Here is a 25,384-nt window from a genome sequence, read left to right on the forward strand (position 1 = left end):
AAGCGCGCTGCCAAGCTGCGCTACACCCCGGTGCGAGGGCCTTGAGTGCCCTGCGCCTCGGCAAGTCTAGCGGACTTTGGGGATGCTTGCGTCACCGTTAACGGGTGGGTCGGGCGGGGACCAGGGTCAGGAGGGTGGCTTCGGGGGGGCAGGCGAAGCGGACGGGGGCGGTGGGGGAGGTGCCGAGGCCGGCGGAGACGTGGAGGTAGGCGGAGTCGTGGCGGGAGAGGCCGCGGACGCGGGCGCGGTCGATGCCGCAGTTGGTGACGAGGGCGCCGTAGAAGGGGACGCAGAGCTGGCCGCCGTGGGTGTGGCCGGCCAGGAGGAGCTGGTAGCCGTCGGCGGCGAACCTGGTCATGTTGCGGGGTTCGGGGGAGTGCATGACGCCGAGGCGGAGGTCGGCGTCGGCGGGGGCCGGGCCGGCGATGTGGTCGTAACGGTCCAGGTCGATGTGGGAGTCGTTGATGCCGCCGACGTGGAGGTCCAGGTGGCCGACCTTCAGGCGGGCGGTGGCGTTGTTCATGTCCAGCCAGCCGGCCGAGGTCATCGCGGTGCCGAGCTCCTGCCAGGGCAGGTTGGGGATGGCCCGGCGGGAGTCGCCCTTGGACGTACGCCACAGGTAGCGCGCCGGGTTCTTGAAGTGGGGGGAGTACATGTCGTTCGAGCCGTACACGAACAGGCCGGGGAGGTCGAGGAAGGGCTCGACGGCGCGCATGTACGCGGGGATGGCGTCGGGGTGGGCGAGCGTGTCGCCGGTGTTGACGATCAGGTCGGGGTCGAGGGAGGCGAGCGAGCGGACCCAGTTGATCAGGCGGGTGCGGCGCGGGGTCAGGTGCAGGTCGGAGATCTGCAGGATCCTGATCGGTCGTACGCCGGGGGGCAGCACCGGGACGTCGAAGCGCCGGAGGCGGAACCAGTTGCGTTCGACGACACTGGCGTAACCGAGCCCGGCGACGCCCAGGCCGAACAGGGACAGAGGTACCGCGACAGCTTTCCGCACCCCTTCATCATGCCCGAATCCGCGCGCGCCTCAGGATTAACTACGCGAGATGCGGCCGTACGACACGGCAAGATAGACGCATGAGTGCGTTGAAGGACAAGCTGAAGGCCGACCTCGCGGCCTCGATGAAGGCCAGGGACGAAGTCCGGTTGCGGACTGTCCGGATGGCGCTGGCGGCGATCGGTGTCGAGGAGGTGGCGGGCAAGACGGCCCGTGAGCTCTCCGACGACGAGATCATCAAGGTGCTCACCAAGGAGGCCAAGAAGCGGCGCGAGGCGTCGGAGGCGTTCGCCGGGGCCGGGCGGGCCGAGCAGGCGCAGGCCGAGCTGGACGAGCAGGCGGTCCTGGAGGAGTACCTGCCGGCGCAGCTGTCGGACGAGGAGCTCAACCGGCTGGTGGACGAGGCGATCGCGGAGAGCGGGGCGTCGGGTCCGCAGGCGATGGGCCAGGTCATGAAGGTCGTGAACCCGAAGGTGGCCGGCCGGGCCGAGGGCGGCCGCGTCGCCGCCGCGGTCCGCGCCCGCCTCGCGGGCTGATCCTGCGAGGTCGTCGCCTCTCGCGCCGTGATCCGGCGTCGTTGCTCGCCGACACCAAGATCAGTCGCGCACCGGGAGGCGGGTGTAGCGGCCTCGCCCCAGATGTGCGAAGGGGCCCTCCCGTGACGGGAGGGCCCTTCGTGTGTCAGCGGTTGATGGGGACCACGACGTCACCGTCGCCGGGGCCGCCGTCGTCGGGACCGCCACCGGGCCCCCCGTCGTCGTCTCCGGGGCCGGGTCCGCGGCCGTCGCCGCCGTCCTCGTCACCGTCCGGCTTGGGCTTGGGCTTCGGAGCGCAGAAACTAGGCGAACACCCACCGAATTCCGACATGTCCACCGGAGTGAACTCGGTCGGGTCGACCTTCTTCAGGGCGCCCAGCATGGTGTCCTTCCAGATCCGGCCCGAGATCGTGGCGCCGTACACGTACGCGTACGGCTTCCCGCCGATCGTCACTCCGGTCAGGTCGTAGCGGAAGGCGCCGCGGGGGTCGCCGATGCTGACCGCCGAGGCCAGGTCGGGGGTGTAACCCGCGAACCAGGCGGCGGTGTAGCCGTCGGTGGTGCCGGTCTTGCCGGCCGCGTCCCGGCCGATGCCGCCGACCTCCGTCATGGTGCCCTGCGTGAAGACACCGGACAGGATGTGGGTGGCCGCGTCGGCGACCTTCTCGTCGAGCACCTGCTCGCACTCCGGCTCGTACGGCGTCGCCTTGCCGTCCCGGTCCACGATCTCCGTGATGACCATGGGCGCGCAGTACTTGCCCCGGGCCGCGAGCGTCGCGTACGCGTTGGACACCGTGACCGGGTCCATCTCGTTGACGCCCAGCGTGAAGGTCGGCACCTCGCGGAGCTTGGTCCCGTCCGCCCGCTGGATGCCCAGCTTCTGCGCCGTCTTGACGACCTTGCAGAGCCCGACGTGCTCCTCCAGCTTCATGAAGAACGTGTTCACCGAACCCCAGGTCCCGGTGGTCAGGGTACGGAACCCGCCGCTGCCCTCACTGGAGTTGAAGACCTCGTGCGTCTCGCCCGAACGGTTGCCCTTGCAGTCGCGGAAGGGCGTGTGCGCGTTGTCGGGGATCGCGTACGTCGACCCGGTGCTGAAGCCGTCGTTCAGCTTCATGCCCTCGTCGAGGGCGGTGACCAGGGTGAACATCTTGAAGGTGGAGCCCGCCTGGAAGCCTTCGCCGCCGCCGTGCACCCCGTTGGCGGCCAGGTTGTAGCTGATCTCGTTCTTCTTCTTGTTGTCGCCGAACTTGCGGCTGGCGGCGAGCGCGCGGATCGCGCCTGATCCGGGCTCGACCAGGGCCTGCGCGGCGACCTGCTTGTCGGAGGCGTACACGTACTTCTTGATCGCCTTGTCGGCGGCCTTCTGCATGTCCCGGTTGAGGGTGGTGCGGATGGTGAGGCCACCGCGCTGGAGGAAGTTGCGGCGGGCTTCCTCGGTCTTGCCGAAGTCCTTGTTGGTGAGGATCTCCTGCTGGACGTACAGGCAGAAGTAGGGGAACTCGCTGACCTCGCAGCCGCCCGGGATCTTGCGGCCCAGATACCCGAGCTTCTCGGCCTTGGCCTCGGTGGCCTGCGCCGGAGTGATGATCTTGAGTTGGGCCATCCGGTCGAGCACCACGTTGCGCCTGGTCAGCAGGGCCGCGCGGAACTCCTTGCCCCGGTCGGGGTCGGTGGCGCTGGGGCTCTGCACGGCGCCGGCCAGGGTGGCGGCCTCGGACAGGTCCAGTTCGGAGGCGTGCTTGCCGAAGAACCGCTTTGAGGCGGCCTCGATGCCGTACGCGCTGGCGCCGAAGTAGGAGATGTTGAGATACCGGTTGAGGATCTCGTCCTTGGTGTACTTCTCCTCGATGGCCATCGCGTAGCGGATCTCGTTGAGCTTGCGCGCGTACGTGGCCTCGATGGCCTTGGCCTGTTCTTCCTTGGTCTCGGCCGAGTTGAAGATGACCAGCTTGACGTACTGCTGGGTGATCGAGGAGCCGCCCTGCACGACGCCGCCGCCGAAGAGGTTGCGGGTGAACGCGCGGAGCGTGCCCTCCACGTCGAGGGCGCCGTGCTCCTTGAAGCGGAAGTCCTCGATCGCGATGATCGCCTGCTGCATGATCGGTGCGATCTTGCTGAGCGGGACGGACTCGCGGTTCTGGAAGTAGAACTGCGCGATCTGCTTGCCGGAGGAGTCCAGCAGCCGGGTCTTCTCGGGAAGCGGGGGCTCGTTGAGCTCCTTCGCCTCGATCTCCAGCGCCTGGACGCCGGACTTGGCCGAGTACCCGGCTCCGCCGACCGCGGGCAACGCTATGGCGGCGACGAGCACCCCACCCGCGCCTGCGGCGGCCAGCAGTCGCACGACGTTCGCGATCTGGGTGCCGACCCCGCGCGGGCGCGCTCCCGATGCCTGAGCTTTGCCTTGAGCTTGCACAAACCCAAGGGTACGTCGAACCAGGGAGTCAATCGGTACCAAAACCACCACCCGGGATTACCCCGGGAGGAGGTGACTAGTCATTCCCGGACATCCCCAGGTCGTAAATTTGGTCCCTGCGGGTCTGTCACTCCGACAGCCTGGTTGCGTACGTTCTCCTCTGCGGCAACTGAATAAGGAGGCTCGGCGACCGCGCCCGTCGGCCCCAGAAGTCACGACTGACCACCTAAGGGGAGTGGGGTCGAAATGTGGATCACGGATTGGACCTCCCGTGCCGCCTGTCGAGGTGCGGATCCTGACGCTCTGTTCGTACAGGGCGCCGCACAGAACCGGGCGAAGCTGATCTGTCGAGGGTGCCCTGTCCGGACCGAATGCCTCGCCGATGCGTTGGACAACCGCATCGAGTTCGGCGTATGGGGCGGAATGACCGAGCGGGAACGGCGTGCGCTGCTGCGCCGCCGGCCGGACGTCGACTCATGGCGAGACCTGCTGGAGTTGGCCAAAGAAGAGTACGAGCGCACCAACGAGCTGATCGCGGGCTGAGACGCTCGGGTGGCGCTCGGCACCGTCATCGTGCGGTGAGCAGTTCCCCGATCTGGCGCAGGCCTGCCAGGTCGTGAACATCCTCCGACATCGCGGGCACCTGGGAAATCGGCACTGTGGGGTGGGCCGAGGTGAAGTGTTCCTGTTCCCGGTGCTCGCGGGCGGCGAGTTGCATCCGCCCGGCGTGCAGGCGAAGCACGGCGGCGGTCAGCTCGTGTTCGCCACGTGACTCCAGGTCCTCCGCGGCGGCGGTGCTGCGGGCCGCGGACAGGGCCGGGGCCGGGGAGCGGTGTACCCGGTTGACCACCAGGCCGGCCAGGGGCATGCGCTCCTCGGCGAGCCGCTCCACGAAGTACGAGGCCTCCCGCATCGCGTCCCGTTCCGGCGCGGCGACGACCACGAACGCGGTGCCGGGCGCCTGGAGCAGCCGGTAGGTCTGCTCCGCGCGCTGCCGGAAGCCGCCGAACAGGGCGTCCAGGGACGAGACGAAGGTCTGGATGTCCTTGAGCACCTGGGCGCCGAGCACCTTGGTGAGCGCGCCCGCGACCAGGCCGAACCCGGCGTTGATCAGTTTGAACGCGCTCCTGCCCCCGGCTTTGGCGGGGGCCATCAGGATGCGGATGAGCCGTCCGTCCAGGAACCGGCCGAGGCGTTCCGGCGCGTCCAGGAAGTCCAGCGCGGACCGGGACGGCGGCGTGTCGACGACGATCAGGTCCCAGTCACCGGAGCGGCGCAGCTGCCCCAGCTTCTCCATCGCCATGTACTCCTGGGTGCCGGAGAAACTGGACGACAGCGACTGGTAGAAGGGGTTCGACAGGATCAGCCGGGCCCGCTCGGGGTCGGCGTGCGCCTCGATGATCTCGTCGAAGGTGCGCTTCATGTCGAGCATCATGGCGTGCAGCTGGCCGTCCCCGTCGATCTCGGTGATCCGGCGCGGGGTGTTGTCGAGCGAGGTGAGGCCCATCGACTGGGCCAGCCGCCTGGCCGGGTCGACGGTGAGCACGACCACGTGGCGGCCGCGTTCCGCGGCGCGCAGGCCGAGCGCGGCGGCCGTGGTGGTCTTGCCGACGCCGCCGGCGCCGCAGCACACCACGATGCGGGTGCTCGGGTCGTCCAGGATGGCGTCTAGGTCCAGCTGGGGGGCTTTCACGGCTCTCTTCCCGGTCGTCATGCGGCGCCTTGGCTTCTCATGGCCTCGGCTAGTTCGTACAGTCCGGCCAGGTCGGCCCCGTCGGCCAGCAGGGGCAGCTCGTAGCGGCGTGCCCCGGTCGTGGCCAGTTCCTCCTGCTCGCGCAGTTCCAGGTCGGTACGGGTGACGTGCTCGGCCACCTCCTGCGCCAGCGCCTCGGCGATGGCGGCGGCGTCCTTGCCGTCGGTCAGCCCGGCGGCCTTCAGCCCGAGGGCCAGCTCGGAGTGGTCGACCGGCCCGGCCAGCGCGGGGTCCATGGTGCGGACCATGTTGACGAAGATCCCGCCGACGGGCAGCTTGACGGCGCGCAGCTCGGCCATGCCGTCCAGGGTCTCCTGGACGGGCATCTCCTCCAGCAGTGTCACGAAGTGCACGGCGGTCTCGGGGGAGCCCATGACGCTGCGGACCATGTCGGCGTGCGTCTTGACCGGCCCGACCCGGGCGAGCCCCGCCACTTCCTGGGTGACATTGAGAAACCGGGCGATTCGCCCGGTCGGCGGAGCGTCCATGACGACGGCGTCGTACACACGTCGGCCCGACTTGTCCTTGCGCCTGACCGCCTCGCTGGTCTTCCCGGTGACCAGGACGTCGCGCATGCCGGGGGCGATGGTGGTGGCGAAGTCGACCACGCCCATCTTGGTGAGCGTCTTGCCCATGCGCTTGAGGCCGTAGAACATGTCGAGGTAGTCCAGCATGGCCTCTTCCGGATCGATGGCCAGGGCGAACACGTCACCGCCGCCGGGCGCGACGGCGATCTTCCGTTCCTCGTACGGCAACGGCGGCAGGTCGAACACCTGAGCGATGCCCTGGCGGCCCTCCACCTCGACCAGGAGCACCTTCCGGCCGCCGGCGGCGAGCGCCAGGGCCAGGGCGGCGGCGACGGTGGTCTTCCCCGTGCCGCCCTTGCCGGTGACGACGTGGAGGCGGACCCCATCCCAGTCGGTGTCACGAGAACTCACACCTCGAAGGCTACCCAACGGTTAATTTCCGAGACGTCGCAGGGAGCGGGTGGCAGGGGTCACAGATCGTCTCCGGTCCCGGCAAAGGATCGGCTCGCGCCTCGATAGCCTTGGCCGCATGACCAAGTGGGAGTACGTGACCGTGCCGCTGCTGACGCACGCGACAAAGCAAATTCTGGACAACTGGGGCGAGGACGGCTGGGAACTGGTGGCCGTCGTTCCGGGGCCGAACCCCGAGCAGCTCGTCGCGTACATGAAGCGGGCGAAGTCGTGACGCCGGAGGAGCGGCTGGCCGAGCTGGGGCTGAAGCTGCCCGAGGTGGTGCCGCCGCTGGCCGCGTACGTGCCGGCGGTCCGGTCGGGTGACTACGTCTACACCTCGGGGCAGCTGCCCATCGCGGCCGGGGAGCTGGTCGCCACCGGCAAGGTCGGCGCCGAGGTCACCGAGGAGCAGGCCAAGGAGGCGGCCCGGCTCTGCGCGCTCAACGCGCTGGCCGCGGTGGCGTCGCTCACCGGCGGCCTGTCGTCGATCGTGCGGATCGTGAAGGTGGTCGGCTTCGTCGCCAGCGCGCCGGACTTCACCGGCCAGCCGGCCGTGATCAACGGCGCGAGCGACCTGCTCGGCGAGGTCCTGGGCGAGGCCGGCACGCACGCCCGCAGCGCCGTCGGGGTGGCGGTCCTGCCCAGGAACGCGCCGGTCGAAGTGGAGCTCATCGCCGAGGTGCGTTGATCTGCTGGTACGGCGTCCGCGACACTGCTGAAACAGAGCGATGTTCTAGGAGGGCCGATGGGGATTCCGCTGCCGGGTGAGTTCGGGCAACGCGCGCGGGACATCCTCGCCGGCCGGCTGGCCCCGGTCGCCGCCAGGGACGCCGCGACCGTGGTCGTGCTCCGGGACGACCCGCTGGAGGTCTACCTGCTCCGCCGCAAGGCCACCATGGCCTTCGCGGCGGGGGCGTACGTGTTTCCCGGGGGTTCCGTGGACCCCCGGGACGCGGACCACGCGGTGGCCTGGGCGGGGCCGTCCCCGGCCGAATGGGGCGAACTGCTGCGCGCCGACGAGGGGACCGCGCGGGGGCTGGTGTGCGCGGCCGTACGGGAGACGTTCGAGGAGTCCGGGGTGCTGCTGGCCGGTCCGGCGGAGGACACGCTGGTGGCCGACACCACCGGCTGGGAGGCCGAGCGGGAGGCGCTGATCGCGCGCACGCTGTCGTTCGTGGACTTCCTGAACGGCAACGGGCTGGTGCTGCGGTCGGATCTGCTCAAGCCGTGGGCGCACTGGATCACGCCGGAGGTGGAGTTCCGGCGGTACGACACCCGGTTCTTCGTGGCGGCGTTGCCGTACGGGCAGCGGACCAGGGACGTCGGCGGGGAGGCGGACTCGGTGGCGTGGATGCGCCCCCAGCAAGCCATAGATCTCGCCAGATCCGGGGAAATATCGGTGCTCCCGCCGACATTTCATACGTTGAGCGAGATGGCGGCGTTTGACAGGATCGCGAGCGTGTTCGGGACGGATCGGGAGATCGTCACGTTCATGCCCCAGGTGGTGGAGGTCGACGGCGAGATGCGGCTGGATGTGTCCCGATGAGCGGCCTGTTCCTCCCGATCGACGGCTCGGGTACGGCCAGCGCCACCAACGTGCTGGCCCCCAACGCGTCCCCCATGACCCTGGACGGCACCAACACCTGGGTGCTCGGCCAGGGCGAATCGGTGCTGGTCGTCGACCCCGGCCCGGACGACGACGCCCATCTGCGCCGGGTCGTCGAGCGCCTCGGCGACCGCCGGGTGGCGACGATCCTGCTCACCCACGGACATCCCGACCACAGCGCCGGAGCAGCGACCTTCAGCCACCTGGTCAACGCCCCCGTACGCGCGCTGGATCCGAAGTTCCGCCTGGGCGAGGAGGGCCTGGGCGACGGCGACGTGATCAAGGCCGACGACCTGGAACTCCGGGTGATCGGCACCCCGGGGCACTCGTCCGACTCGCTCTGCTTCTGGCTGTCCGCCGACGCCGCCCTGCTCACCGGGGACACCATCCTCGGCCGGGGCACGACCGTCATCGCCCCGGACGGCGACCTCGCCGACTACCTCCGCAGCCTGGACAAACTCCGCGCGATGGCCGAAATCGCCGAAGCCCGGGCGCTGCTGCCCGGCCACGGCCCGATGCTCGCCGACCCGATCGGCAAGCTGGACGAGTACCTCACGCACCGCCGCCGCCGTCTGGACCAGATCCGCGAGGCCATCCGCGCGGGCGCCCGAGACGTGCCGGAGATCGTGGCCATGGTCTACGCGGACGTGGACCGCAAGCTCTGGCCGGCCGCCGAGATGTCGGTGGCCGCCCAGCTCAACTACCTGAAAAGCCTCTAACGCGAGCGGTTGTAGAGCCGCTCCATATCCATGATCACGACGGCCTTGGCCTCGATCCGCAGCCAGCCGCGCCCCGCGAAGTCCGCCAGCGCCTTGTTGACGGTCTCCCGGGAGGCGCCCACCAGCTGGGCCAGCTCCTCCTGGGTGAGGTCGTGGTGCACGCGCACGCCGTCGTCGACCTTCTGCCCGAACCGGTCGGCCAGGTCGAGCAGGGCCTTGGCCACCCGTCCAGGCACGTCGGTGAAGACCAGGTCGGCCAGGACGTCGTTGGTCCGGCGGAGCCGCTGGGCCAGGGCGCGCAGCAGGTGCAGCGCCACCTCGGGGCGGCCGGTCAGCCAGGGCCGCAGGTCGTCGTGGCCGAGGCCGGCCAGCTTGACGTCGGTGAGCGCGATGGCGGAAGCCGTACGAGGGCGGGGGTCGAACAGGGAGAGTTCGCCGAACATCTCGCTGGGGCCGAGCACGCTGAGCAGGTTCTCCCGGCCGTCCGGCGCGGTCCTGGCCAGCTTGATCTTGCCCTCGAGCACCACGTAGAGCGTGGAGCCGGTCTCGTTCTCGCTGAACAGCGTCTGGCCCTTGGTGAGGGACATCTCGGTGATACTCGTCCGCAGGGCCGCGGCGCTCTCCCGGTCCAGCGCGGCGAAAAGGGGCGCCCTGCTCAGTACGTCTTCGGTGCTCACGGTGCCTCCCTTGCCATGGTCGCACTCGTCGGGTCCGCGGCGATCCCAGGGGTCCCAGGGGATCTCCGTGCTAGCCATTGTGACCTACGGCATCCGCGTAGGCTTACGGGGTGCCCCAGAAGGAGTCCCGGCTAGCCCTCGTACGCCGCGCCCGGCGGATCAACCGCATCCTCGCGGAAACCTATCCTGACGCCCACTGCGAACTCGACTTCGCCAACCCGCTTGAACTGCTGGTGGCGACGATCCTCTCGGCGCAGTGTACGGACAAAAGGGTCAATATGGTTACTCCGGTACTTTTTGCCAAGTATCGGACAGCTGCTGACTACGCCGCCGCGGACCGCGAGGAGCTGGAAGAGATCATCAAGTCCACCGGCTTCTTCCGCGCCAAGACCAACAGCATCATGGGCATGGCCCAGACCCTCTGCGACCGGTACGGCGGGGAGGTCCCCGGCAAGCTCAAGGACCTGGTCACCCTGCCCGGCGTCGGCCGCAAGACCGCCAACGTGGTCCTCGGCAACGCCTTCGGCGTGCCCGGCCTGACCGTGGACACCCACTTCCAGCGGCTCACCCGCCGCTTCGGCTGGCTCGACGAGACCGACCCCGTCAAGATCGAACACGAGGTCGGCACCCTGATCCCGAAAGCCCAGTGGACGGTCTTCTCGCACCGGATCATCTGGCACGGCCGCCGCATCTGCAACGCCCGCAAGCCCGCCTGCGGCGCCTGCCCGCTGACCGCCCTCTGCCCGTCGTACGGCACCGGCCCGACCGACCCGGACGAGGCTCGCAAACTCGTCAAGACCGGGCCGTTCTCCTGACGGGAAGCTCCGGGGACGCCCGAGGGTTGAACACCGGGGGAGGTGCCATGAACGACATGCCGGAATGGCTCACGGGGCTCGCCGCGCGGCCCGCGCCGGTGCCGATGGGCTTACGGCCACCGGCCGAGGGCGGACGGCCCGCGGCCGTGCTGATGCTCTTCGGAAACGGGCCCTACGGGCCGGACGTGCTGCTCATTCAGCGCAGCTCCAACGGCCGCAACCACGCCGGCCAGCCCGCCTTCCCCGGCGGCGGCGTCGAACCCCAGGACGCCGGGCCCGTCGAGGCCGCCCTGCGCGAGGCCGCCGAGGAGACCGGCCTCGACCCGGCCGGCGTCACCGTGGTCGGCACCATGCCCGAGCTGTACGTCTGGCGCAGCGACTACCGGGTGACCCCCGTGCTGGGCTGGTGGCACACCCCGTGCGCCGTGCACGCCGCCTCCCCCGACGAGGTCGCCGCCGTCGAACGGGTGCCCGTGGCCGAACTCGTGGACCCCGCCAACCGTCTCAAACTCCGCCATCCCAGCGGCTTCGCCGGGCCCGCCTTCCGGGTGCGCGGCCTGCTCGTCTGGGGCTTCACGGCCGGCGTCCTGGACGGCCTGCTCACCGCCGCAGGATTCGAGCTCCCCTGGGACCGGTCACGGGTCGAGGACCTGCCGCCGGACATCGTCGGCATGGCCGCCCGCTAGCGCGATGCCCAGGGACGCCCAGTCGGCCACGTCCTCGTCGGGGTCCGCGGCCAGCCGGCGCAGGGCGGCCAGGCCGGTGGGGTCGGCGGGGCGGCCCAGGATGTTGGGCAACGCGTAGGCGGCGCCGTACCGGACGGTGACCTCGGGGTGGGTGGAGAGCTCGATCACCGAGGGGAGGGCGCGCGGGTCGCGCAGGTGGCCGAAGGCGATCAGCACCGAGTAGAGGACCGAGGTGTCGTCCTCGCTGGCCGCCAGGTAGCGCAGCACCGGGATGGTCTTGTCGGTGTACGGGCGGTCGCATCCGAGTTCGCCGAGGATGTCCACTCCGAGCACCCGCTCGGCGGCTGTAGCGCCCGCACAGAGCCGTCTGGCGGCGGTGAAGGTCTCCAGGTCGCCGCGCTCCTGCAGGGCGGCGATGGCCCGCCAGCGGCTCGGGCCGTCCGGATCCCGGTCGGCCAGCGCGGCCCTGATCAGATCATCAACTGATGCCCCCATGACGTCACGATATAGGCGAGACCTCGGAGAACCCGTGCACGCGCGCGTGTGGCGCTGGATACCGTAAAGGGTGGGGCACCGGGCTCAGGTCGATAGGGGTGTAATTCAGGCGTGCAAGGCGACGTGCTCGATCTCATCCTGATCGGCCTGGTGCTGGCGTTCGCCGTGTCCGGCTATCGGCAGGGCTTCATCATCGGAGTGTTCAGCTTCGTGGGCTTCTGCGGGGGCGCGCTCGTCGGGATCTTCATCGCGCCGCCCATCGCCGGGGCCCTGGTCGGCGGCGACACCGAGAAGGCGCTGCTGGCGATCGTGATCGTCTTCCTCTGCGCGACCGTCGGGCAGTTCGCCTCCTCCACCATCGGCGCCGTGGTCCGCAGCCACGTGACCTGGGAGTCGGCCAGGACGGTGGACTCCTTCGGCGGCTCCCTCGCCAGCGGCCTCACCGTGCTCGTGTTCGCCTGGCTGATCGGCTCGCTGATGATCTCCACGAGCCTGGCGTTACCACGGCAGCAGATCAACGACTCGCTGCTGCTCAAGTCCGTGGACTCGGCCATGCCCCAGGCCGCCAAGGACCTGACCCGGCGGTTCCGGGACTTCGTGGACGCCTCGGACTTCCCCGAGGTGTTCAGCGCCATCGGCGGCAGCCGTTTCGTGGACGTGCCCGCCCCCGACGAGAGCATCATCAAGGACCCGCGCATCGCCCGCGCCCGCCGCGCGATCGTCAAGGTCCAGGGCACCGCCCCCGAATGCAAGAAGCGCATCGAGGGCACCGGCTTCGTCTACTCCCCGCACCGCATCATGACCAACGCCCACGTCGTCCAGGGCGTCACCCAGGAGTTGCGGGTCACCGACTACACCGGGGCCGTCCACGACGCCCGCGTGGTGCTCTTCAACCCCGACCGCGACATCGCCATCCTCTACGTCGCCTCCCTCGACGTGGCCGCCCTGCGCTTCGACTCCACCGCCGAGTCCAAGGACGACGCGATCATCGCCGGCTTCCCGAAGGGCCACGGCTTCACCATCAAACCCGCCCGGATCCGGGTGAAGCAGCACGCCGAGTCCTCCGACATCTACAACGACCACAAGGTCGACCGCGAGGTGTACGCCATCCGCGGCATCGTCCAGCCCGGCAACTCCGGCGGCCCCCTCCTCACCCCGGAAGGGCGCGTCTACGGCGTCATCTTCGCCGCCGCCACCGACCAGGAGGACACGGGCTACGCGCTGACCGCCGACGAAGTCCGTACGGACGCGGAGGACGGCAGCGCCGCCATCGCCCGCGTCAACACCCAGACCTGCGACTAGCTCAGGGGCGACCAGGTCAGGGGCGGGGCAGGCAGGCGCGGAGGGCTTCGATGGTGGCGGCCGTGGTGGCGGCCTCGGTGTCGATGCCGTAGGCGGGGCGGGAGCCGTACGAGCGGATTCTGGCGCGGCCGCGTTCGAGCAGGGCGGTGGCGCCGCGGGGGTTGTCGCGTTGCAGGTGGGTCAGGCCGACGCAGATCTGCGCGAGGCCCTGCCAGAGTTCGCGTTCGGCCTGGGGGCAGCATTTCCAGCGGCCCTCGAAGACCTCGTGGGCGTGGAAGGGGCGGCCGGCGTCAAGGAGTAGGGCGGCCTCGGCGATGGCCTCGGCGGCGCTGGGGGCGTAGTCGTCGGGCACGCGCGGCACGCCCTGGGCGCCGCGGGGCAGGGGACGGCCGAATTCGTCCCGCGGGCGCGCGTTTCTGGCTCGGCCGGACTCGTCGCGGTCCCGCGGGCTCATCGGTCGGGTTCCGGGTCGGTGAGCCAGGAGATCAGCTCGGCGTCGAACTGCTCGGGACGCTCCTCGTGCGGGAAGTGGCCGACGCCGTCGAGCAGCCGCCAGCGGTAGGGCGCGGCCACGAAGCGGCTGGAGCCCTGGGCGGTCCTGGGCAGGATGCACGGGTCGAGGGCGCCGTGGAGCTGGAGCGTGGGGGCCTCGATCTCGGTACGCATCTGGCGGGCGAACCGCAGCCCGTCCGGGCGGAGCTGGGACCTGCCGAACCAGCGGTGGTACTCCAGGGCGGAGTGCGCGGTGCCCGGGATCTGGAACGCGTCCCGATACGTCCGGGCGACCTCCTCGGCCGGCCAGTCCGGGCCCGACCACTCGTCCAGCAGACGCCCCACGAGCGAGCCGTCGTGCGCGACCAGGCGGCGCTCCGGCAGCACCGGCAGCTGGAACCCGAAGCTGTAGCCGCTGGCCCGCAACTGGCCGAACGGATCGGTCAGCAGGGCCGAGCGCAGCCGGAGCGGATGCGGGGCGGCGACGGCCACCAGGCGGCGGACCACTTTGGGGTCGAACACCCCCATCGTCCAGGCGAGCAGGCCGCCCCAGTCGTGGCCCACGACGATCGCGCCGGTCTCGCCGAGCGCGCGGATCAGGCCGGCGGCGTCGTTGGCCAGGGTCGGCAGGTCGTAGCCGCGCGGGGGCTTGTCGCTCGCGCCGTACCCCCGCAGGTCCACGGCGACCGCGCGGTAACCGGCCTGCGGCAGGGACTCCAGCTGGTTCCGCCAGGTCCACCAGAACTGCGGGAAGCCGTGCAGCAGCAGCACCAGCGGTCCCTCGCCCGCCTCCACCACGTGGAAGCGGGTACCGCCGGCGTGCACGGCACGGTGGGTCCACGGGCCCTCGACCCGGACCACCGACTCATCTCTGGACGTGTTCACCTCGGGGTGCTCAGGGCACGGTCTCGCGGACCGGCTCACGGTGCGAGCCGATCTGGCCCGCGGTGGGCCCGTCCAGGCTCGCCTGCTCGGACCCCTTCAACGTCTGGAACGACCGCCGCGTACGGCGGAAGCCGGCCAGCCCCTTTAAACGCCGATATCCGACGTATCCCAGCAACGCCGCCACCAGCAGGTAGAACACCGTGACGATCAGGAACGCCAGCCACTGCGCCAGCCCGACCGCGTCCACCAGCACGTACGCGATGGTGAAGGACGCCAGGATGAGGCACAGGTGCAGGATGAACGCGGCCGCGGCGAACAGCCCCGACGCGGTCCCGATCCGGCGCGCGTCGAACTTGAGCTCGGACTTGGCCAGTTCGATCTCTGACCGGACGAGGGTCGATATGTGGTTGCTCGCCTGGGCGACCAGCGCGCCGAGCGATTCGTCCTCGGGCATCGGGATCTCCTATCTGCGACTATCAAACATCATCTCGCGCCCTTACGCGCACCCGGATCCGCAGCAACGCCGCCGCCACCCCGGACGCGATCACGCTGGCGATCAGCACGGCCGTGGTGACGCGGTCGTCACCCGGGAACGCCTTGTCACCGATGAGCAGCGAAACGGTGAATCCGATCCCGGCCAGCACGGAGACGGCCGCGATGTCGCGCCAGCTCAGTTCCGCACTGAGTCCGGCGAATCCCAGTTTGACCGACAGCCAGGCGCCGCAGAACACCCCCAGGAACTTGCCCAGCACCAGCGCGATCATGACGGCGATCGCGATCCGGTCCACGAAGACGTCGCCGAGGGCCCGTACGGTGAGCGGCACCCCGGCGGCGAAGAAGGCGAAGACCGGCACGCAGAACCCGGCGGAGATGGGACGCAGGTGGAAGTCCGCGCGTTCCGCCGGAGAAGGATCGCCCCTGACGCTGGTGAGAAGGCCGCAGAGCACGCCCGCCACGGTGGGATGAACGCCGCTCTCGTGCACGAACAGCCACGCGGCCACACCGAGCACCACGAAGACGAACGGTTTCCGGACGTCGGCGCGCATGAGCAGCCAGTAGACGAGCAGGATGACGGCCGCGGCCAGCAGCGGGGCGTAGTTCAGCTGCTCGGTGTAGAAGACGGCGATCACGATGATCGCGCCCAGGTCGTCCACCACGGCCAGGGTGAGCAGGAAAGCGCGCAACGCGTCCGGGAGCGTGGAGGCGGTCACGGCGAGGACCGCCAGCGCGAACGCGATGTCGGTCGCCGTGGGGATCGCCCAGCCCTTGCCGACGCCGTCGGAGCCCCAGGCCACCGCGACGAAGATCAGCGCGGGGACCGCCATGCCGGTGACGGCGCTCACCACCGGGAGCAGGGCGTGTTTTAACCGCGAGAGCTGGCCGTATGCCAGTTCCCGCCTGACCTCCAGTCCGGCGACGAAGAAGAAGACGGCGAGCAGGCCGTCGGCGGACCAGTCGTACAAGCTCATTCCGAATGGGCCCGGTACGGCGTCCCGGATCGCCAGGTACCCATTGGTCCAAGCGGAATTCGCCCAGATCAGGGCGAAACCCGTGGCCAGCAGCATGATGACGCCGCCGACCGTCTCAGCGCGCAACGCCTCGGCGATCTGGCGTGCGTACCGTACGGCCGGCCGCAACGGCCAGTACTCCGCGGCGCGCGGCATGTCCCCCCTTGGTCGCTTAGTGTGAACGATATGTACCTGACTGTACACATATGTCCAGAACGGATGAGGCGCGGGTGCCGGAAGCACCCGCGCCTCATCTCCGCGCGACCTGGGGCTTTAGTCCTCGCTCGCCGCCGAGGGCAGCTTCTCGGCGATCAGGTTCATCACCGAGCTGTCGGCCAGCGTGGTGACGTCACCGATGCTGCGGTTCTCCGCCACGTCACGCAGCAGCCGGCGCATGATCTTCCCGGAGCGGGTCTTGGGGAGCTCGGGCACGATCAGGATCTGGCGGGGCTTCGCGATCGGGCCGAGCGTCTTGGCCACGTGGTCGCGCAGCTCCTTGGCGATGTCCGCGCCCTCGTCGGCCGCGCCGCGCAGGATCACGAACGACACGATCGCCTGCGTGGTCACCGGGTCGGTCGCGCCGACCACCGCCGCCTCGGCCACCTTCGGGTGGCTGACCAGGGCGCTCTCGACCTCGGTGGTGGAGATGTTGTGCCCGGAGACGAGCATGACGTCGTCCACCCGGCCGAGCAGCCACAGGTCGCCGTCCTCGTCCTTCTTCGCGCCGTCACCGGGGAAGTAGAACCCGTCGAACCGGGACCAGTAGGTGTCGATGTAGCGCTGGTCGTCGCCCCAGATCGTGCGGAGCATGGACGGCCAGGGCTCCCGTACCACCAGGAAACCGCCGCCGCCGTTGGGCACCGACTGGGCCTGGTCGTCGATCACGTCCGCCACGATGCCCGGCAGCGGCTGCATGGCCGCACCCGGCTTCGCCGCGGTGATCCCCGGCAGCGGGCTGATCATGATCGCGCCCGTCTCCGTCTGCCACCAGGTGTCCACCACCGGCGTACGGCCGGCGCCGATGTGCTGCCGGTACCAGACATAGGCCTCCGGGTTGATCGGCTCGCCGACCGACCCGAGCACCCGCAGGGACGACATGTCGAACTTGGCGGGGATGTCGTCCCCCCACTTCATGAAGGTACGGATCGCGGTGGGCGCGGTGTAGAGAATCGTGACCTTGTACTTCTGGACGATCTCCCAGAAGCGGCCGCGGTGCGGGGTGTCCGGAGTGCCCTCGTAGATGACGCTGGTGGCGCCGTTGGCGAGCGGGCCGTACACGATGTAGGAGTGCCCGGTCACCCAGCCGATGTCGGCCGTGCACCAGTAGATGTCGGTCTCCGGCTTGAGGTCGAAGACGGCGTGGTGCGTCCAGGAGGCCTGGGTGAGGTATCCGCCGGTCGTGTGGAGGATGCCCTTCGGCTTCCCGGTCGTCCCGCTCGTGTACAGGATGTACAGCGGGTCCTCGGCGTCGTGCGGCTCCGGCGTGTGCTGGTCGCTCTGCCGCTCGACCACGTCGTGCCACCAGACGTCCCGCTCGTTCTGCTCCACGTCCTGGCCGGTCCGCCGGACCACCAGCACGTGCTCGACGCTCTCGCAGTCCTTGACCGCCTCGTCCACCGTCGGCTTCAGCGCGCTCGGCGCGCCCCGCCGGTAACCGCCGTCCGCCGTGATCACCAGTTTGGCGTCCGCGTCGTCGATCCGGCTGCGCAGCGCGGTCGCCGAGAACCCGCCGAACACCACCGAGTGGATCGCGCCGATCCGCGCGCAGGCCAGCAGCGACACCGGCAGCTCGGGGATCATGGGCATGTAGATGGCGACCCTGTCGCCCTTCCCCACCCCCAGCTCGGTCAGCGCGTTCGCCGCCTTGGAGACCTCTTTCTGCAGGTCAGCATAGGTGATCGTACGGCTGTCGCCCGGCTCGCCCTCCCAGTGGTAGGCGACCTTGTCCCCGTTCCCGGCCTCCACGTGCCGGTCCACGCAGTTGTAGGCGACGTTCAGCTTGCCGTTCACGAACCACTTGGCGAAGGGCGGCTGCCAGTCCAGCGTCGTGTCCCAGCGCTGCGCCCAGGTCAGCCGCTCCGCGGCCCGCTCCCAGAAGCCGAGCCGGTCCCGCGCCGCCTCCTCGTACGCCTCCGCCGTGACGTTCGCGGCCGCGGCCAGGTCGGCTGGTGGCTCGAACCGCCGGTCCTCGCGCAGCAGATTCGACAGCGTCTCCTGGGTCTCACGCTCGGGGGCCACTGGGCACTCCTTCACCATTGTGTTGCTTATCTGGATCTATCGGTGTGAGGTCCCACTTCACCAGCCCGGCTGGGTCAGCGACAAGCCTCCGCACATCGTGGTGTTTATGACATGTGACCGTGCCCGTTGTCGTCAAACAGGGATGCGCTCAACGGTGGCAGGTCATCGTTGAATGGCTCGTACGCGTCGGTAGGGTCGGGGCGTGACTGATCCACTGGCGGCGATCGCCGAAATGGTGCCGGAAGCCGTAGAAGAGGCACGTTCCGCCGTCGACCGGCTGTACCGGCATCGGGTGCTGCGGCGACGCGGGCCCGAGGTGTCGGCGGAGTCGGCTCTGCGCGGGGCGCGGGCGTCGGCGGCGCTGGACGGGGTCGAGGTGCCGCTGGGGTCGTTGCGGCAGGGGGAGGTCGCCGATGCGGTGGCGCAGGGGGCGCTGAGGGTGTCGGCGGAGCTGGGGCGTCTGGGGGGATTGTGGCGGAGTGCGCCGCGGCAGGCGCTGGCGCGGTTGCACGCGGTGGCGGCGGCCGGGGTGAGCGCTGAGCCTGGGCGTCCGAGGGGTGTGGACACGTCAGCCGATCCGCTCGGGCTGGGGGCGGCGCCGGGAGCCGAGGAGGTGTCGGTGCGGCTGGGGGCGCTGGCCGAACTGCTGGCTTCGTCGAAGGCGCCGGCGGTGGTGCTCGGGGCGATCGTTCACGCGGAGCTGGTGGTGCTGCGGCCGTTCGGGACGATGGACGGGGTGGTGGCGCGGGCGGCGGAACGCTTGACGCTGATCGAGCACGGGCTGGATCCGAAGAGCCTTGTGGTGGTGGAGATGGGGCATCTGGAGTTGGGCGAGGGGTACGCGGAGGGGCTTCGGGGGTATCTGCGGGGGACGCGGGAGGGTGTGGGGGGATGGGTGTCGCATTGCGCGCAGGCGATCGTGCTCGGGGCGCGCGAGACCACCGCGATCTGTGAGGCGCTGTCCCGCTGAGTTACAGGTCGAGTGGATCAACCAGGGACGTGGTGGCGGTGGCGGTCGGCGTCGTGGCGAAGGCGCCGAGTTTGCTTCGGATGTCGTGGTTGCCGGGGTTCTCCCGCCCACCCACCCTTGCGGGCTTCGCCCGGGCCCGGCTCTTGCGGGCTTCGCCCGGCCCCTGGCTTGGGCTTCAGGGGCCTGACGGGCTGTCTGGGTGTTCATTGAAGCGCTGTCCCGGTGATCTCCCCCGGTCGGAGAGGGGGCGCCTGGGCGTGGGGGCGCTGTCCGGGTGACGTCCGGATGGCCATCGCCGGTGCTCTTGGGCGCTGTGCGGGGGGATCCGCCGGAGTGAATGTTCCGCAGTGGTGAGGAACCTGTGGCCTGTGAGGGCCGCTGCCGCTAGGCTCCGGGGGAGAGATTCGGACAAAAGCTGACGGCGTCCCTGGAATGGGACGCCGCCGCCAGTACGTCAAACCGGGTTACCAAGCGTGCACCTTTATCTGTCTAGCGGGGCAAGCCCGTGTCGACACGCCTCCCGCGGCTGGTCGCGCGTGGGTACCCGGAAGCCGTACCCGGACACCTAGTCCGTGTCACCTTTCTACGTCGGATCCCTGCACTTGGGAACCCCTTGGAGCAAGACCTTTACCGGACCGGGGAGCAAGGTTGCTGACACAGCTGATCTGTTTTGTTACACATTGCGGCAATGGATCGGTATAGTGAGCAATGATCACGGACTGTGATTGATTGGCGCAATCGAACTTCTGACAACCGAGCAAGCTCCCGCGAAAAAATCTGGCGCAAATTGCAGATTGCTCCTCGACGAAACTCGCGTGGATCGGGCAGCATACGGTGGTATCTCCCAGTGTGGGAGTGACTGCGTACAGGGTGGCTATCCAAGTCCCTTGCCATGCCCTGGTTAACTGATGAAAGCTTTCTTCTGAAACGGGACCGGCTCTACCCCCCCGGAGCCGGACCGGTCGGCGACCCCCGCTCTCCCCCCCGGCGGGGGTCGCCTTTTTTCTTGACGCGACCCCAACACCCTCGGTCGGATCTCCCGGTTGCAGCGAGATGAAATTGTTATCTTTGGTGTGTCCAGTTTGTGGGTCTAGGTCGGGGTTGAGCGGCTGCGGTGCAGTGAGCGCGGCGCGTAGGACAACGACCGGGGGGATGGCCTGCCGGGCAATGGGCGGGGGATAGCCCGTAGGGCAAATGGTCGGGGCGGCCGGTAGGGCAATGGGTGGCCCGCAGGGCCAGAGGCCTGGACTGGCCGCAGGGCCAGAGGCCTGGGCGGCCCGCAGGGCAATGAAGGGTGGGCGGGTGGGAGAACCACCCCAAGGTTTTCCACAGAACCCGAGTTATCCACAACCCGCCCCCCAAGCCCCCACCACCCCAAGAAATTCTCGCAAGGTGGTCTCCCTCACTCCGGACGGAGACCCCCCATGCAACGCCCACTGGCCATCACCGACGACCAAGACCTACTCGACGACCTCCTGCGCATAGCCGCCGCAGCCGGCGTCGAACTGGACGTGACCCATGTCGCCTCCCGCGCAAGACCCCAATGGCGTACCGCCCCCCTCATCGTCGTAGGCACCGACCTGGCCGACGACCTAGCAGCCACCGCCCCACCCCCACGCCAGAACGTCCTCCTGGTAACCCGCACCCCCGACGACCCCACCAGCTGGCGCAAATGCGTAGCCGTAGGCGCCCAAACCGTCCTGGAACTCCCCGCAGAAGAACGCCTCCTGGTCGCAGAATTCGCAGACGCTACCGAACCCTCCACCCGCTCCGGAACCGTCATCTGCGTAACCGGCGGCCGCGGCGGCGCAGGAGCCACCGTGCTCTCCGCCTCCTTGGCGCTCTCCGCCTCCCGCACCGGCCTCCGCACCCTCCTGGTAGACGCCGACCCCCTCGGCGGCGGCATCGACGTCGTCCTGGGCGAGGAGGACGCGATCGGCGCCCGCTGGCCCGACATCGTCGGCCGCGAGGGCCGGGTCAGCTACGCCGCCCTCCAACGCGCCCTCCCCACCTTCGGCGAACTCACCGTGCTCTCCTGGCACCGCGGCGAACCCATGCGCATCCCCCGCGAAGCCATGCGCGCCGTCCTGGACGCAGCCCGGCGCGGCTGCGACCTGGTCGTCGTCGACCTCCCCCGCCACGTGGACGAGGCCATCGCCGAAGCACTGGCCCGCGCCACGGCCACCCTCGTCCTCATCCATGCCGACGTCAGGGGCGTACTGGCCGCCGCCCAGACCCTGGCCACCCTCCGCCCCCACACCGGCGACCTGAGAGCCGTCATCCGCCCAGGCACCCTCGACCCCGACATCGTGGCCACCTCCCTCGGCATCACCGGCGGCCTCGTCTGCCCCCAGCAGCGCGGCCTGACCCAGGCCCTCGACCGCGGCCTCGCCCCACCTCTGGGCCGCACCCCCCTCGGCAAGTTCTGCACCACCCTCCTCGACACCCTGGGAGCCACCCGTGACCCAGACGGCCGATGAGCCCACCGGCGTACCCAAGGCCGCTCCCGAACTGGTGGAAGCCGTCCGCGTACGCCTTGCCAGAACGGGCGCCCAGCCGACCCCGGCCCGGGTCGCGGCCGCGTTGCGCGCCGAACGCGCCATGCTCGGCGACGCCGAAGTCCTCGCCATCGCCCGTACGCTGCGCGCCGACCTCATCGGCGCCGGCCCCCTGGAAGCCCTCCTGGCCGCACCCGGCGTCACCGACGTCCTCGTCAACGGCCCCCACGACGTCTGGATCGACGACGGCACCGGCCTCCGCCGGACGACCGTCACCTTCCCCTCAGACGACGACGTCCGCCGTCTGGCCCAGCGCCTCGCCGCCGCCGCCGGCCGCCGCCTCGACGACGCCTCCCCCTACGTGGACGCCCGTCTCCCCGGCGGCGTACGGCTCCATGCCGTCCTCCCCCCGATCGCCGCCGAAGCCACCTGCCTCTCCCTCCGCCTCCCACCCCGCCACACTTTTACCCTGGAACAACTCGTCCCCGGCCCTGCCGCCACCATCCTCCGAGCGATCATGGCCGCCCGCCTCGCCTTCCTGATCACAGGCGGCACCGGAACCGGCAAAACCACCCTGCTCTCCGCGATGCTCTCCCTGGCCACCCCCGGCGAACGCCTCCTCCTGGTGGAAGACTCCGCCGAACTCCGCCCCCACCACCCTCACGTGGTCCGCCTCGAAGCCCGCCCGCCCAACCTCGAAGGCATCGGCGGCGTCACCCTTCGAGACCTCGTCCGCCAAGCCCTCCGCATGCGCCCCGACCGCCTGGTCGTCGGCGAAGTACGAGGCCCAGAGGTAGTTGAGCCGATAAGCAAATAAACACCTATACTTCTGGTCATGGTCTCCTCAGCCTTAGGTCGCGCGATCGTCAAGGCCGCCTGCATCTACTGCCGGCTCTCCTACGCCCCCGACGGATCGGTGGAGAAGGTTGAGCGGCAAGAAACTGATGGTCGCGCGGTGGCGGAACGGCTCGGCTGGCCGGTGTGCTGTGTCTTCAGCGACAACAACAAGTCCGCTTGGCAGCGCACCCGCAAGCGCGCCGACTGGGACCGGATGCTTACGACCCTCACGCCGGATGCGTCACACTCCCATGACGCGATCATCGTCTATCACGGGGACCGGCTCATTCGGCAGCCGTGGGATCTGGAGTTGTTGCTGCAACTCGCAGATGACCAGCACCTCCACCTGGCCAGCGCGTCCGGGGTCCGCGACCTGATGAGCGAAGACGATCGTTTCATCCTGCGCATCGAGGCCGCCCAGGCATGCAAGGCCAGCGCCGACACGTCGCGCCGGGTCAAGCGCGGATGGAAGGCCAACGCCGAGCAGGGCAAGCCGATCGGGGGCGGGAAGAGAGCCTTCGGCTGGGGCGTCCCGACCGGCAGGACTGGGCGGACCGGGATGCCCATCTACGACATGACGCAACCGGTCCCCAGCGAGCGGGCTGTTCTACGAGAAGCCGTCGAACGACTGATGGCCGGCCAGTCGCAGGGCGGCGTCGTGGCGTGGATGTCCAGCGTCTCGACCACCACGGGCGGAAAGCCGTGGACGTGGCGAGCGCTCCAGCACCTCCTTGAGGCGCCCCGGATCGCGGGTATGGTCCGCGCCGACGGCGTCCTGTACAAGGCCTCCTGGACGGGTGTGGTCACCCCAGAGGAGTGGGAGGACCTCAAGTTCGTGCTCAAGGAGCGGAGTGCCGGCTACGACTACCACGGCCGGGAGCGACGCTACCTGCTGTCCGGGATCGCCGAATGCTGCAACTGCGAGACTCACATGCGGACCAAGCCGGTCGGCGGGCGAAATCGCAAGAACACACGCCTGTACCACTGCTGGAATCCGGCGTGCGCGAAGAAGGTGTCCAGGAACGTCGCGCACCTGGACGCCTACGTGAAATGGCGGGTGCTGACGGTCTTGGGCGACCCTGGGATCCTGGACGGAATCCTGGTCAAGGATCCCGGGGTGGCGGCGGAGATAGTCACCCTGGAGCGGCGCCGAGACGAGTTGAAGCTGGCGTTCGCGAAGCTCGCCGACCATCCCGACCTGGACCCGATGGTCCTCGCCGGGCAGCTCACCAGGATCGGCTCCCGCATCCAGGAGGCGCGAGCTCGGCAGACCTCCAGCGAGCGGGAACGGCTGCTGGCCCGGATGCACGGGATCGACGACGAGGGCTGGGAGGACACCCCCCTGGATGTGCGCTCCGCAACGGTGCGGGCGCTGTTCCGCGTGGTCGTCCTCCCAGCGACGTGGAGGGGTCCCGGGTTCGACCCGGACAGCGTCCAGTTGATCCGCGTAACCACGTAACAGCAGCTCAGAACAACGTATAGCAATATGGCCATAGGCTTCGGACCGCCTGTAGCCGAATACGGTGCCGGGCGTGACCGTCGACCGAACCGCGTACGAGCCCATGTACCGGCAGGTCGCGCGCATCCTTCAAGAGCGGATCGACGAGGGCGCCTACCTGCCGGGGGAACTGCTGCCGTCGGAGCGGGAATTGGCGATCGGCATGGGCGCGAGCAAGGACACCATCCGGGATGGGTTGAAGGTCTTGCGCGCCCGCGGCCGGGTGGTCACTGTCAAGGGCGTGGGCACCAAGGTCGCTGCCCGGCATGAGGTTCAAGAGCATCAGATCCCGCCGGGAGCGAAGGTGACGGCGCGCATGCCGAGCCGGGCCGAACGCCGGCGGTTCAACATCCCCGAAGGCATACCGGTCCTGGTTGTCGAGAGCGCCGGGGAGCAGGTCGTGCTACCTGCTGATCGCGCGGTCCTGCGCGGTTCGGAGGAGTCAGAGACGAGGCGGGAATCGTAGCCGTTCCACGCGCCTACGCCCCCGCCTTGAGCGGGTGACCCCGGGCAATTCACCTGTCCGGGGCCACCCGCGGGCCGCACCGCGTGCCGGAGGCGACCCCGGGCGGAGCGCCCGGCGACGCGGTGCGGCGGCCCGAGCGACCCTCGCCGATCACGTCAAAACGCGCGATCTCGGACATCGTAGATGTGGGCGGGACGGATGTCACCATCCTCTCTTCGGCACTTCTCACCACAATCCACCCTTACTTCTCGGTGAGAACTCCCTGGCTGTTCTCGGGCGCAGCGGACATGGATTTAGGACATCCGGTAGAAAATATGTTCGTCTCCGACTACATGTAGTAATCCCAGATGGGCGTACTGGTGAGTAGGAAGGAACCCATGCCTGCAACGGTCCACTAGGTGCCGACAAAAGATGCTTTCGCGTCACGCTCGGACGACCTAAAGTGGTCCTTTGCGATGGCGACCCCGGGAAAAATCGTCCGATCGCACCGAAGGGACTGTCCTCTGTGGGGGAGGGACGATCTCGAAGAGAGCAAGGCGCCGAATGAAGCTGAGCAAGACGAACCCGTTGTCCGGGAAGACCCTCACTCTCATCTGGTGTGCGGCAGCAGTTCTGTGGGGAGCTGCCGTCATCGAACTCCTGGTCGGAGTGCCTAGCCGGGACATTCTGATCGTGGCCACGGCCGGGGCTCTGGCCTTGACCGTAATCGCGGGGGTTGCTGGGGTCGCGCTGTACGCGATCACCGCCTTCAGGCAGGCACAGTGCGATAACAGGGAGTACGTGAAAGGCGTCAGCGCCGACGCGGTGGCCGAGGTCAAGGAGGCCATCAAACACAACGCCCTGGAGGAGATGGTGGAACGGCTCGCCAGGGGAAACGCGCTGGCACACATCGATGCCACCAGGGCGTACGCGACCATGGAAGACCAGGCACAGGAATGGCCCGACACAGGGCCCTTCTCCACCCGGCGCTTCACGGGATGAACGACGTGGGGGAGACGGCGCAGGAGA

At 69.3% G+C, this 25,384-nt stretch carries 25 protein-coding genes and 1 pseudogene; 15 read left to right on the forward strand and 11 right to left on the reverse strand.

Annotated elements, in window-relative coordinates; translation table 11 throughout:
* Window positions 1–97: 97 nt before the first annotated feature.
* Complete coding sequence (locus Aph01nite_RS21150) at window positions 98–1,000, reverse strand: metallophosphoesterase (RefSeq protein ID WP_204042674.1); 903 nt, start codon at window positions 998–1,000, stop codon at window positions 98–100.
* 80 nt (window positions 1,001–1,080) lie between these two features.
* Here Aph01nite_RS21150 and Aph01nite_RS21155 point away from each other — a divergent pair, with 80 nt between their 5' ends.
* Window positions 1,081–1,536: a GatB/YqeY domain-containing protein gene (locus tag Aph01nite_RS21155; RefSeq protein ID WP_204042675.1), complete on the forward strand. Its 456-nt coding sequence runs from the start codon at window positions 1,081–1,083 to the stop codon at window positions 1,534–1,536.
* A gap of 145 nt (window positions 1,537–1,681) precedes the next feature.
* Here the strand turns inward: Aph01nite_RS21155 and Aph01nite_RS21160 are convergent, their stop codons facing one another.
* On the reverse strand, window positions 1,682–3,952 hold the full coding sequence (locus Aph01nite_RS21160) for a transglycosylase domain-containing protein (protein ID WP_239161859.1): 2,271 nt from the start codon (window positions 3,950–3,952) through the stop codon (window positions 1,682–1,684).
* A 246-nt stretch (window positions 3,953–4,198) separates the two neighbouring features.
* On the opposite strand from Aph01nite_RS21160, the gene Aph01nite_RS21165 reads away from it, so the two are divergent.
* Window positions 4,199–4,495: a WhiB family transcriptional regulator gene (locus Aph01nite_RS21165; protein WP_061296783.1), complete on the forward strand. Its 297-nt coding sequence runs from the start codon at window positions 4,199–4,201 to the stop codon at window positions 4,493–4,495.
* A 25-nt stretch (window positions 4,496–4,520) separates the two neighbouring features.
* On the opposite strand, the gene bagB is transcribed toward Aph01nite_RS21165, so the two are convergent.
* Both bagB and bagA read right to left on the reverse strand, forming a co-directional pair.
* A complete protein-coding gene (gene bagB / locus Aph01nite_RS21170) occupies window positions 4,521–5,666 on the reverse strand; it encodes an ATPase BagB (RefSeq protein ID WP_204042676.1) in 1,146 nt (381 codons plus the stop codon).
* The gene (bagA, locus tag Aph01nite_RS21175; RefSeq protein WP_204042677.1) at window positions 5,663–6,643 is read right to left on the reverse strand and encodes an ATPase BagA; all 981 of its coding nucleotides are present in this window, start codon (window positions 6,641–6,643) and stop codon (window positions 5,663–5,665) included. Before bagA ends, bagB begins: the two co-directional genes overlap by 4 nt.
* Before the next feature lie 118 nt (window positions 6,644–6,761).
* Here bagA and sp36 point away from each other — a divergent pair, with 118 nt between their 5' ends.
* Genes sp36 through Aph01nite_RS21195 form a run of 4 tightly spaced genes read left to right on the forward strand, consistent with a single transcriptional unit; the run spans window position 6,762 to window position 9,009 of the window.
* Window positions 6,762–6,917 carry a Sp36 family protein gene (gene sp36, locus Aph01nite_RS21180; protein WP_204042678.1) on the forward strand — a complete coding sequence of 52 codons (156 nt, stop codon included), beginning with the start codon at window positions 6,762–6,764 and terminating at the stop codon, window positions 6,915–6,917.
* Entirely contained in the window at window positions 6,914–7,372 is a 459-nt protein-coding gene (locus tag Aph01nite_RS21185) for a RidA family protein (protein WP_204042679.1), read from the forward strand. The genes sp36 and Aph01nite_RS21185 overlap by 4 nt, the downstream gene beginning before the upstream one ends.
* A gap of 57 nt (window positions 7,373–7,429) precedes the next feature.
* The gene (locus tag Aph01nite_RS21190) at window positions 7,430–8,230 is read left to right on the forward strand and encodes an NUDIX hydrolase (RefSeq protein ID WP_204042680.1); all 801 of its coding nucleotides are present in this window, start codon (window positions 7,430–7,432) and stop codon (window positions 8,228–8,230) included.
* Window positions 8,227–9,009, forward strand: coding sequence for an MBL fold metallo-hydrolase (locus Aph01nite_RS21195; RefSeq protein WP_204042681.1), 783 nt, complete (start codon window positions 8,227–8,229; stop codon window positions 9,007–9,009). The genes Aph01nite_RS21190 and Aph01nite_RS21195 overlap by 4 nt, the downstream gene beginning before the upstream one ends.
* Here Aph01nite_RS21195 and Aph01nite_RS21200 read toward each other — a convergent pair.
* A complete protein-coding gene (locus tag Aph01nite_RS21200) occupies window positions 9,006–9,686 on the reverse strand; it encodes a Crp/Fnr family transcriptional regulator (RefSeq protein WP_239161860.1) in 681 nt (226 codons plus the stop codon). The genes Aph01nite_RS21195 and Aph01nite_RS21200 overlap by 4 nt on opposite strands.
* A 110-nt stretch (window positions 9,687–9,796) precedes the next feature.
* On the opposite strand from Aph01nite_RS21200, the gene nth reads away from it, so the two are divergent.
* Together nth and Aph01nite_RS21210 are read left to right on the forward strand one after the other, a co-directional pair.
* The gene (gene nth / locus Aph01nite_RS21205) at window positions 9,797–10,501 is read left to right on the forward strand and encodes an endonuclease III (RefSeq protein ID WP_204042683.1); all 705 of its coding nucleotides are present in this window, start codon (window positions 9,797–9,799) and stop codon (window positions 10,499–10,501) included.
* Window positions 10,502–10,548: 47 nt separating this feature from the next.
* Window positions 10,549–11,187: an NUDIX hydrolase gene (locus tag Aph01nite_RS21210; protein ID WP_204042684.1), complete on the forward strand. Its 639-nt coding sequence runs from the start codon at window positions 10,549–10,551 to the stop codon at window positions 11,185–11,187.
* Here Aph01nite_RS21210 and Aph01nite_RS21215 read toward each other — a convergent pair.
* Window positions 11,137–11,682, reverse strand: a complete 546-nt coding sequence (locus tag Aph01nite_RS21215; protein WP_204042685.1) for a HEAT repeat domain-containing protein — start codon at window positions 11,680–11,682, stop codon at window positions 11,137–11,139. The two genes, Aph01nite_RS21210 and Aph01nite_RS21215, sit on opposite strands and share 51 nt — an antisense overlap.
* A gap of 111 nt (window positions 11,683–11,793) precedes the next feature.
* Here Aph01nite_RS21215 and Aph01nite_RS21220 point away from each other — a divergent pair, with 111 nt between their 5' ends.
* On the forward strand, window positions 11,794–12,984 hold the full coding sequence (locus Aph01nite_RS21220) for a MarP family serine protease (protein WP_239161861.1): 1,191 nt from the start codon (window positions 11,794–11,796) through the stop codon (window positions 12,982–12,984).
* A gap of 16 nt (window positions 12,985–13,000) precedes the next feature.
* On the opposite strand, the gene Aph01nite_RS21225 is transcribed toward Aph01nite_RS21220, so the two are convergent.
* The 5 genes from Aph01nite_RS21225 to acs all read right to left on the reverse strand — a co-directional run bounded on the left by Aph01nite_RS21225 (window position 13,001) and on the right by acs (window position 18,107).
* Entirely contained in the window at window positions 13,001–13,438 is a 438-nt protein-coding gene (locus tag Aph01nite_RS21225) for a DUF309 domain-containing protein (protein ID WP_204042686.1), read from the reverse strand.
* Complete coding sequence (locus Aph01nite_RS21230; RefSeq protein WP_204042687.1) at window positions 13,435–14,361, reverse strand: alpha/beta fold hydrolase; 927 nt, start codon at window positions 14,359–14,361, stop codon at window positions 13,435–13,437. The genes Aph01nite_RS21225 and Aph01nite_RS21230 overlap by 4 nt, the downstream gene beginning before the upstream one ends.
* Before the next feature lie 10 nt (window positions 14,362–14,371).
* Entirely contained in the window at window positions 14,372–14,815 is a 444-nt protein-coding gene (locus Aph01nite_RS21235) for a phage holin family protein (protein WP_239161862.1), read from the reverse strand.
* Between the two features lie 22 nt (window positions 14,816–14,837).
* Complete coding sequence (gene nhaA / locus Aph01nite_RS21240) at window positions 14,838–16,025, reverse strand: Na+/H+ antiporter NhaA (RefSeq protein WP_204042688.1); 1,188 nt, start codon at window positions 16,023–16,025, stop codon at window positions 14,838–14,840.
* Between the two features lie 117 nt (window positions 16,026–16,142).
* Window positions 16,143–18,107 (reverse strand): acetate--CoA ligase, encoded by a 1,965-nt coding sequence (gene acs, locus Aph01nite_RS21245; protein ID WP_239161863.1) that lies wholly within the window; start codon window positions 18,105–18,107, stop codon window positions 16,143–16,145.
* 202 nt (window positions 18,108–18,309) lie between these two features.
* On the opposite strand from acs, the gene Aph01nite_RS21250 reads away from it, so the two are divergent.
* From Aph01nite_RS21250 to Aph01nite_RS21275, 6 genes and pseudogenes are all read left to right on the forward strand, one after another.
* A complete protein-coding gene (locus Aph01nite_RS21250) occupies window positions 18,310–19,077 on the forward strand; it encodes a Fic family protein (RefSeq protein WP_204042690.1) in 768 nt (255 codons plus the stop codon).
* Window positions 19,078–20,501: 1,424 nt separating this feature from the next.
* A complete protein-coding gene (gene ssd / locus Aph01nite_RS21255; protein ID WP_204042691.1) occupies window positions 20,502–21,557 on the forward strand; it encodes a septum site-determining protein Ssd in 1,056 nt (351 codons plus the stop codon).
* Window positions 21,538–22,377, forward strand: a pseudogene (locus Aph01nite_RS21260) (TadA family conjugal transfer-associated ATPase); the annotation flags it as partial. The gene ssd and the pseudogene Aph01nite_RS21260, both read left to right, overlap by 20 nt.
* Before the next feature lie 33 nt (window positions 22,378–22,410).
* The gene (locus Aph01nite_RS21265) at window positions 22,411–23,871 is read left to right on the forward strand and encodes a recombinase family protein (protein WP_204042693.1); all 1,461 of its coding nucleotides are present in this window, start codon (window positions 22,411–22,413) and stop codon (window positions 23,869–23,871) included.
* A gap of 73 nt (window positions 23,872–23,944) precedes the next feature.
* A complete protein-coding gene (locus Aph01nite_RS21270; protein ID WP_204042694.1) occupies window positions 23,945–24,376 on the forward strand; it encodes a GntR family transcriptional regulator in 432 nt (143 codons plus the stop codon).
* Window positions 24,377–24,919: 543 nt separating this feature from the next.
* The gene (locus Aph01nite_RS21275) at window positions 24,920–25,357 is read left to right on the forward strand and encodes a hypothetical protein (protein WP_204042695.1); all 438 of its coding nucleotides are present in this window, start codon (window positions 24,920–24,922) and stop codon (window positions 25,355–25,357) included.
* Window positions 25,358–25,384: the final 27 nt, after the last annotated feature.

This window comes from Acrocarpospora phusangensis, assembly GCF_016862995.1.
Taxonomy (GTDB): Bacteria; Actinomycetota; Actinomycetes; order Streptosporangiales; family Streptosporangiaceae; genus Acrocarpospora; species Acrocarpospora phusangensis.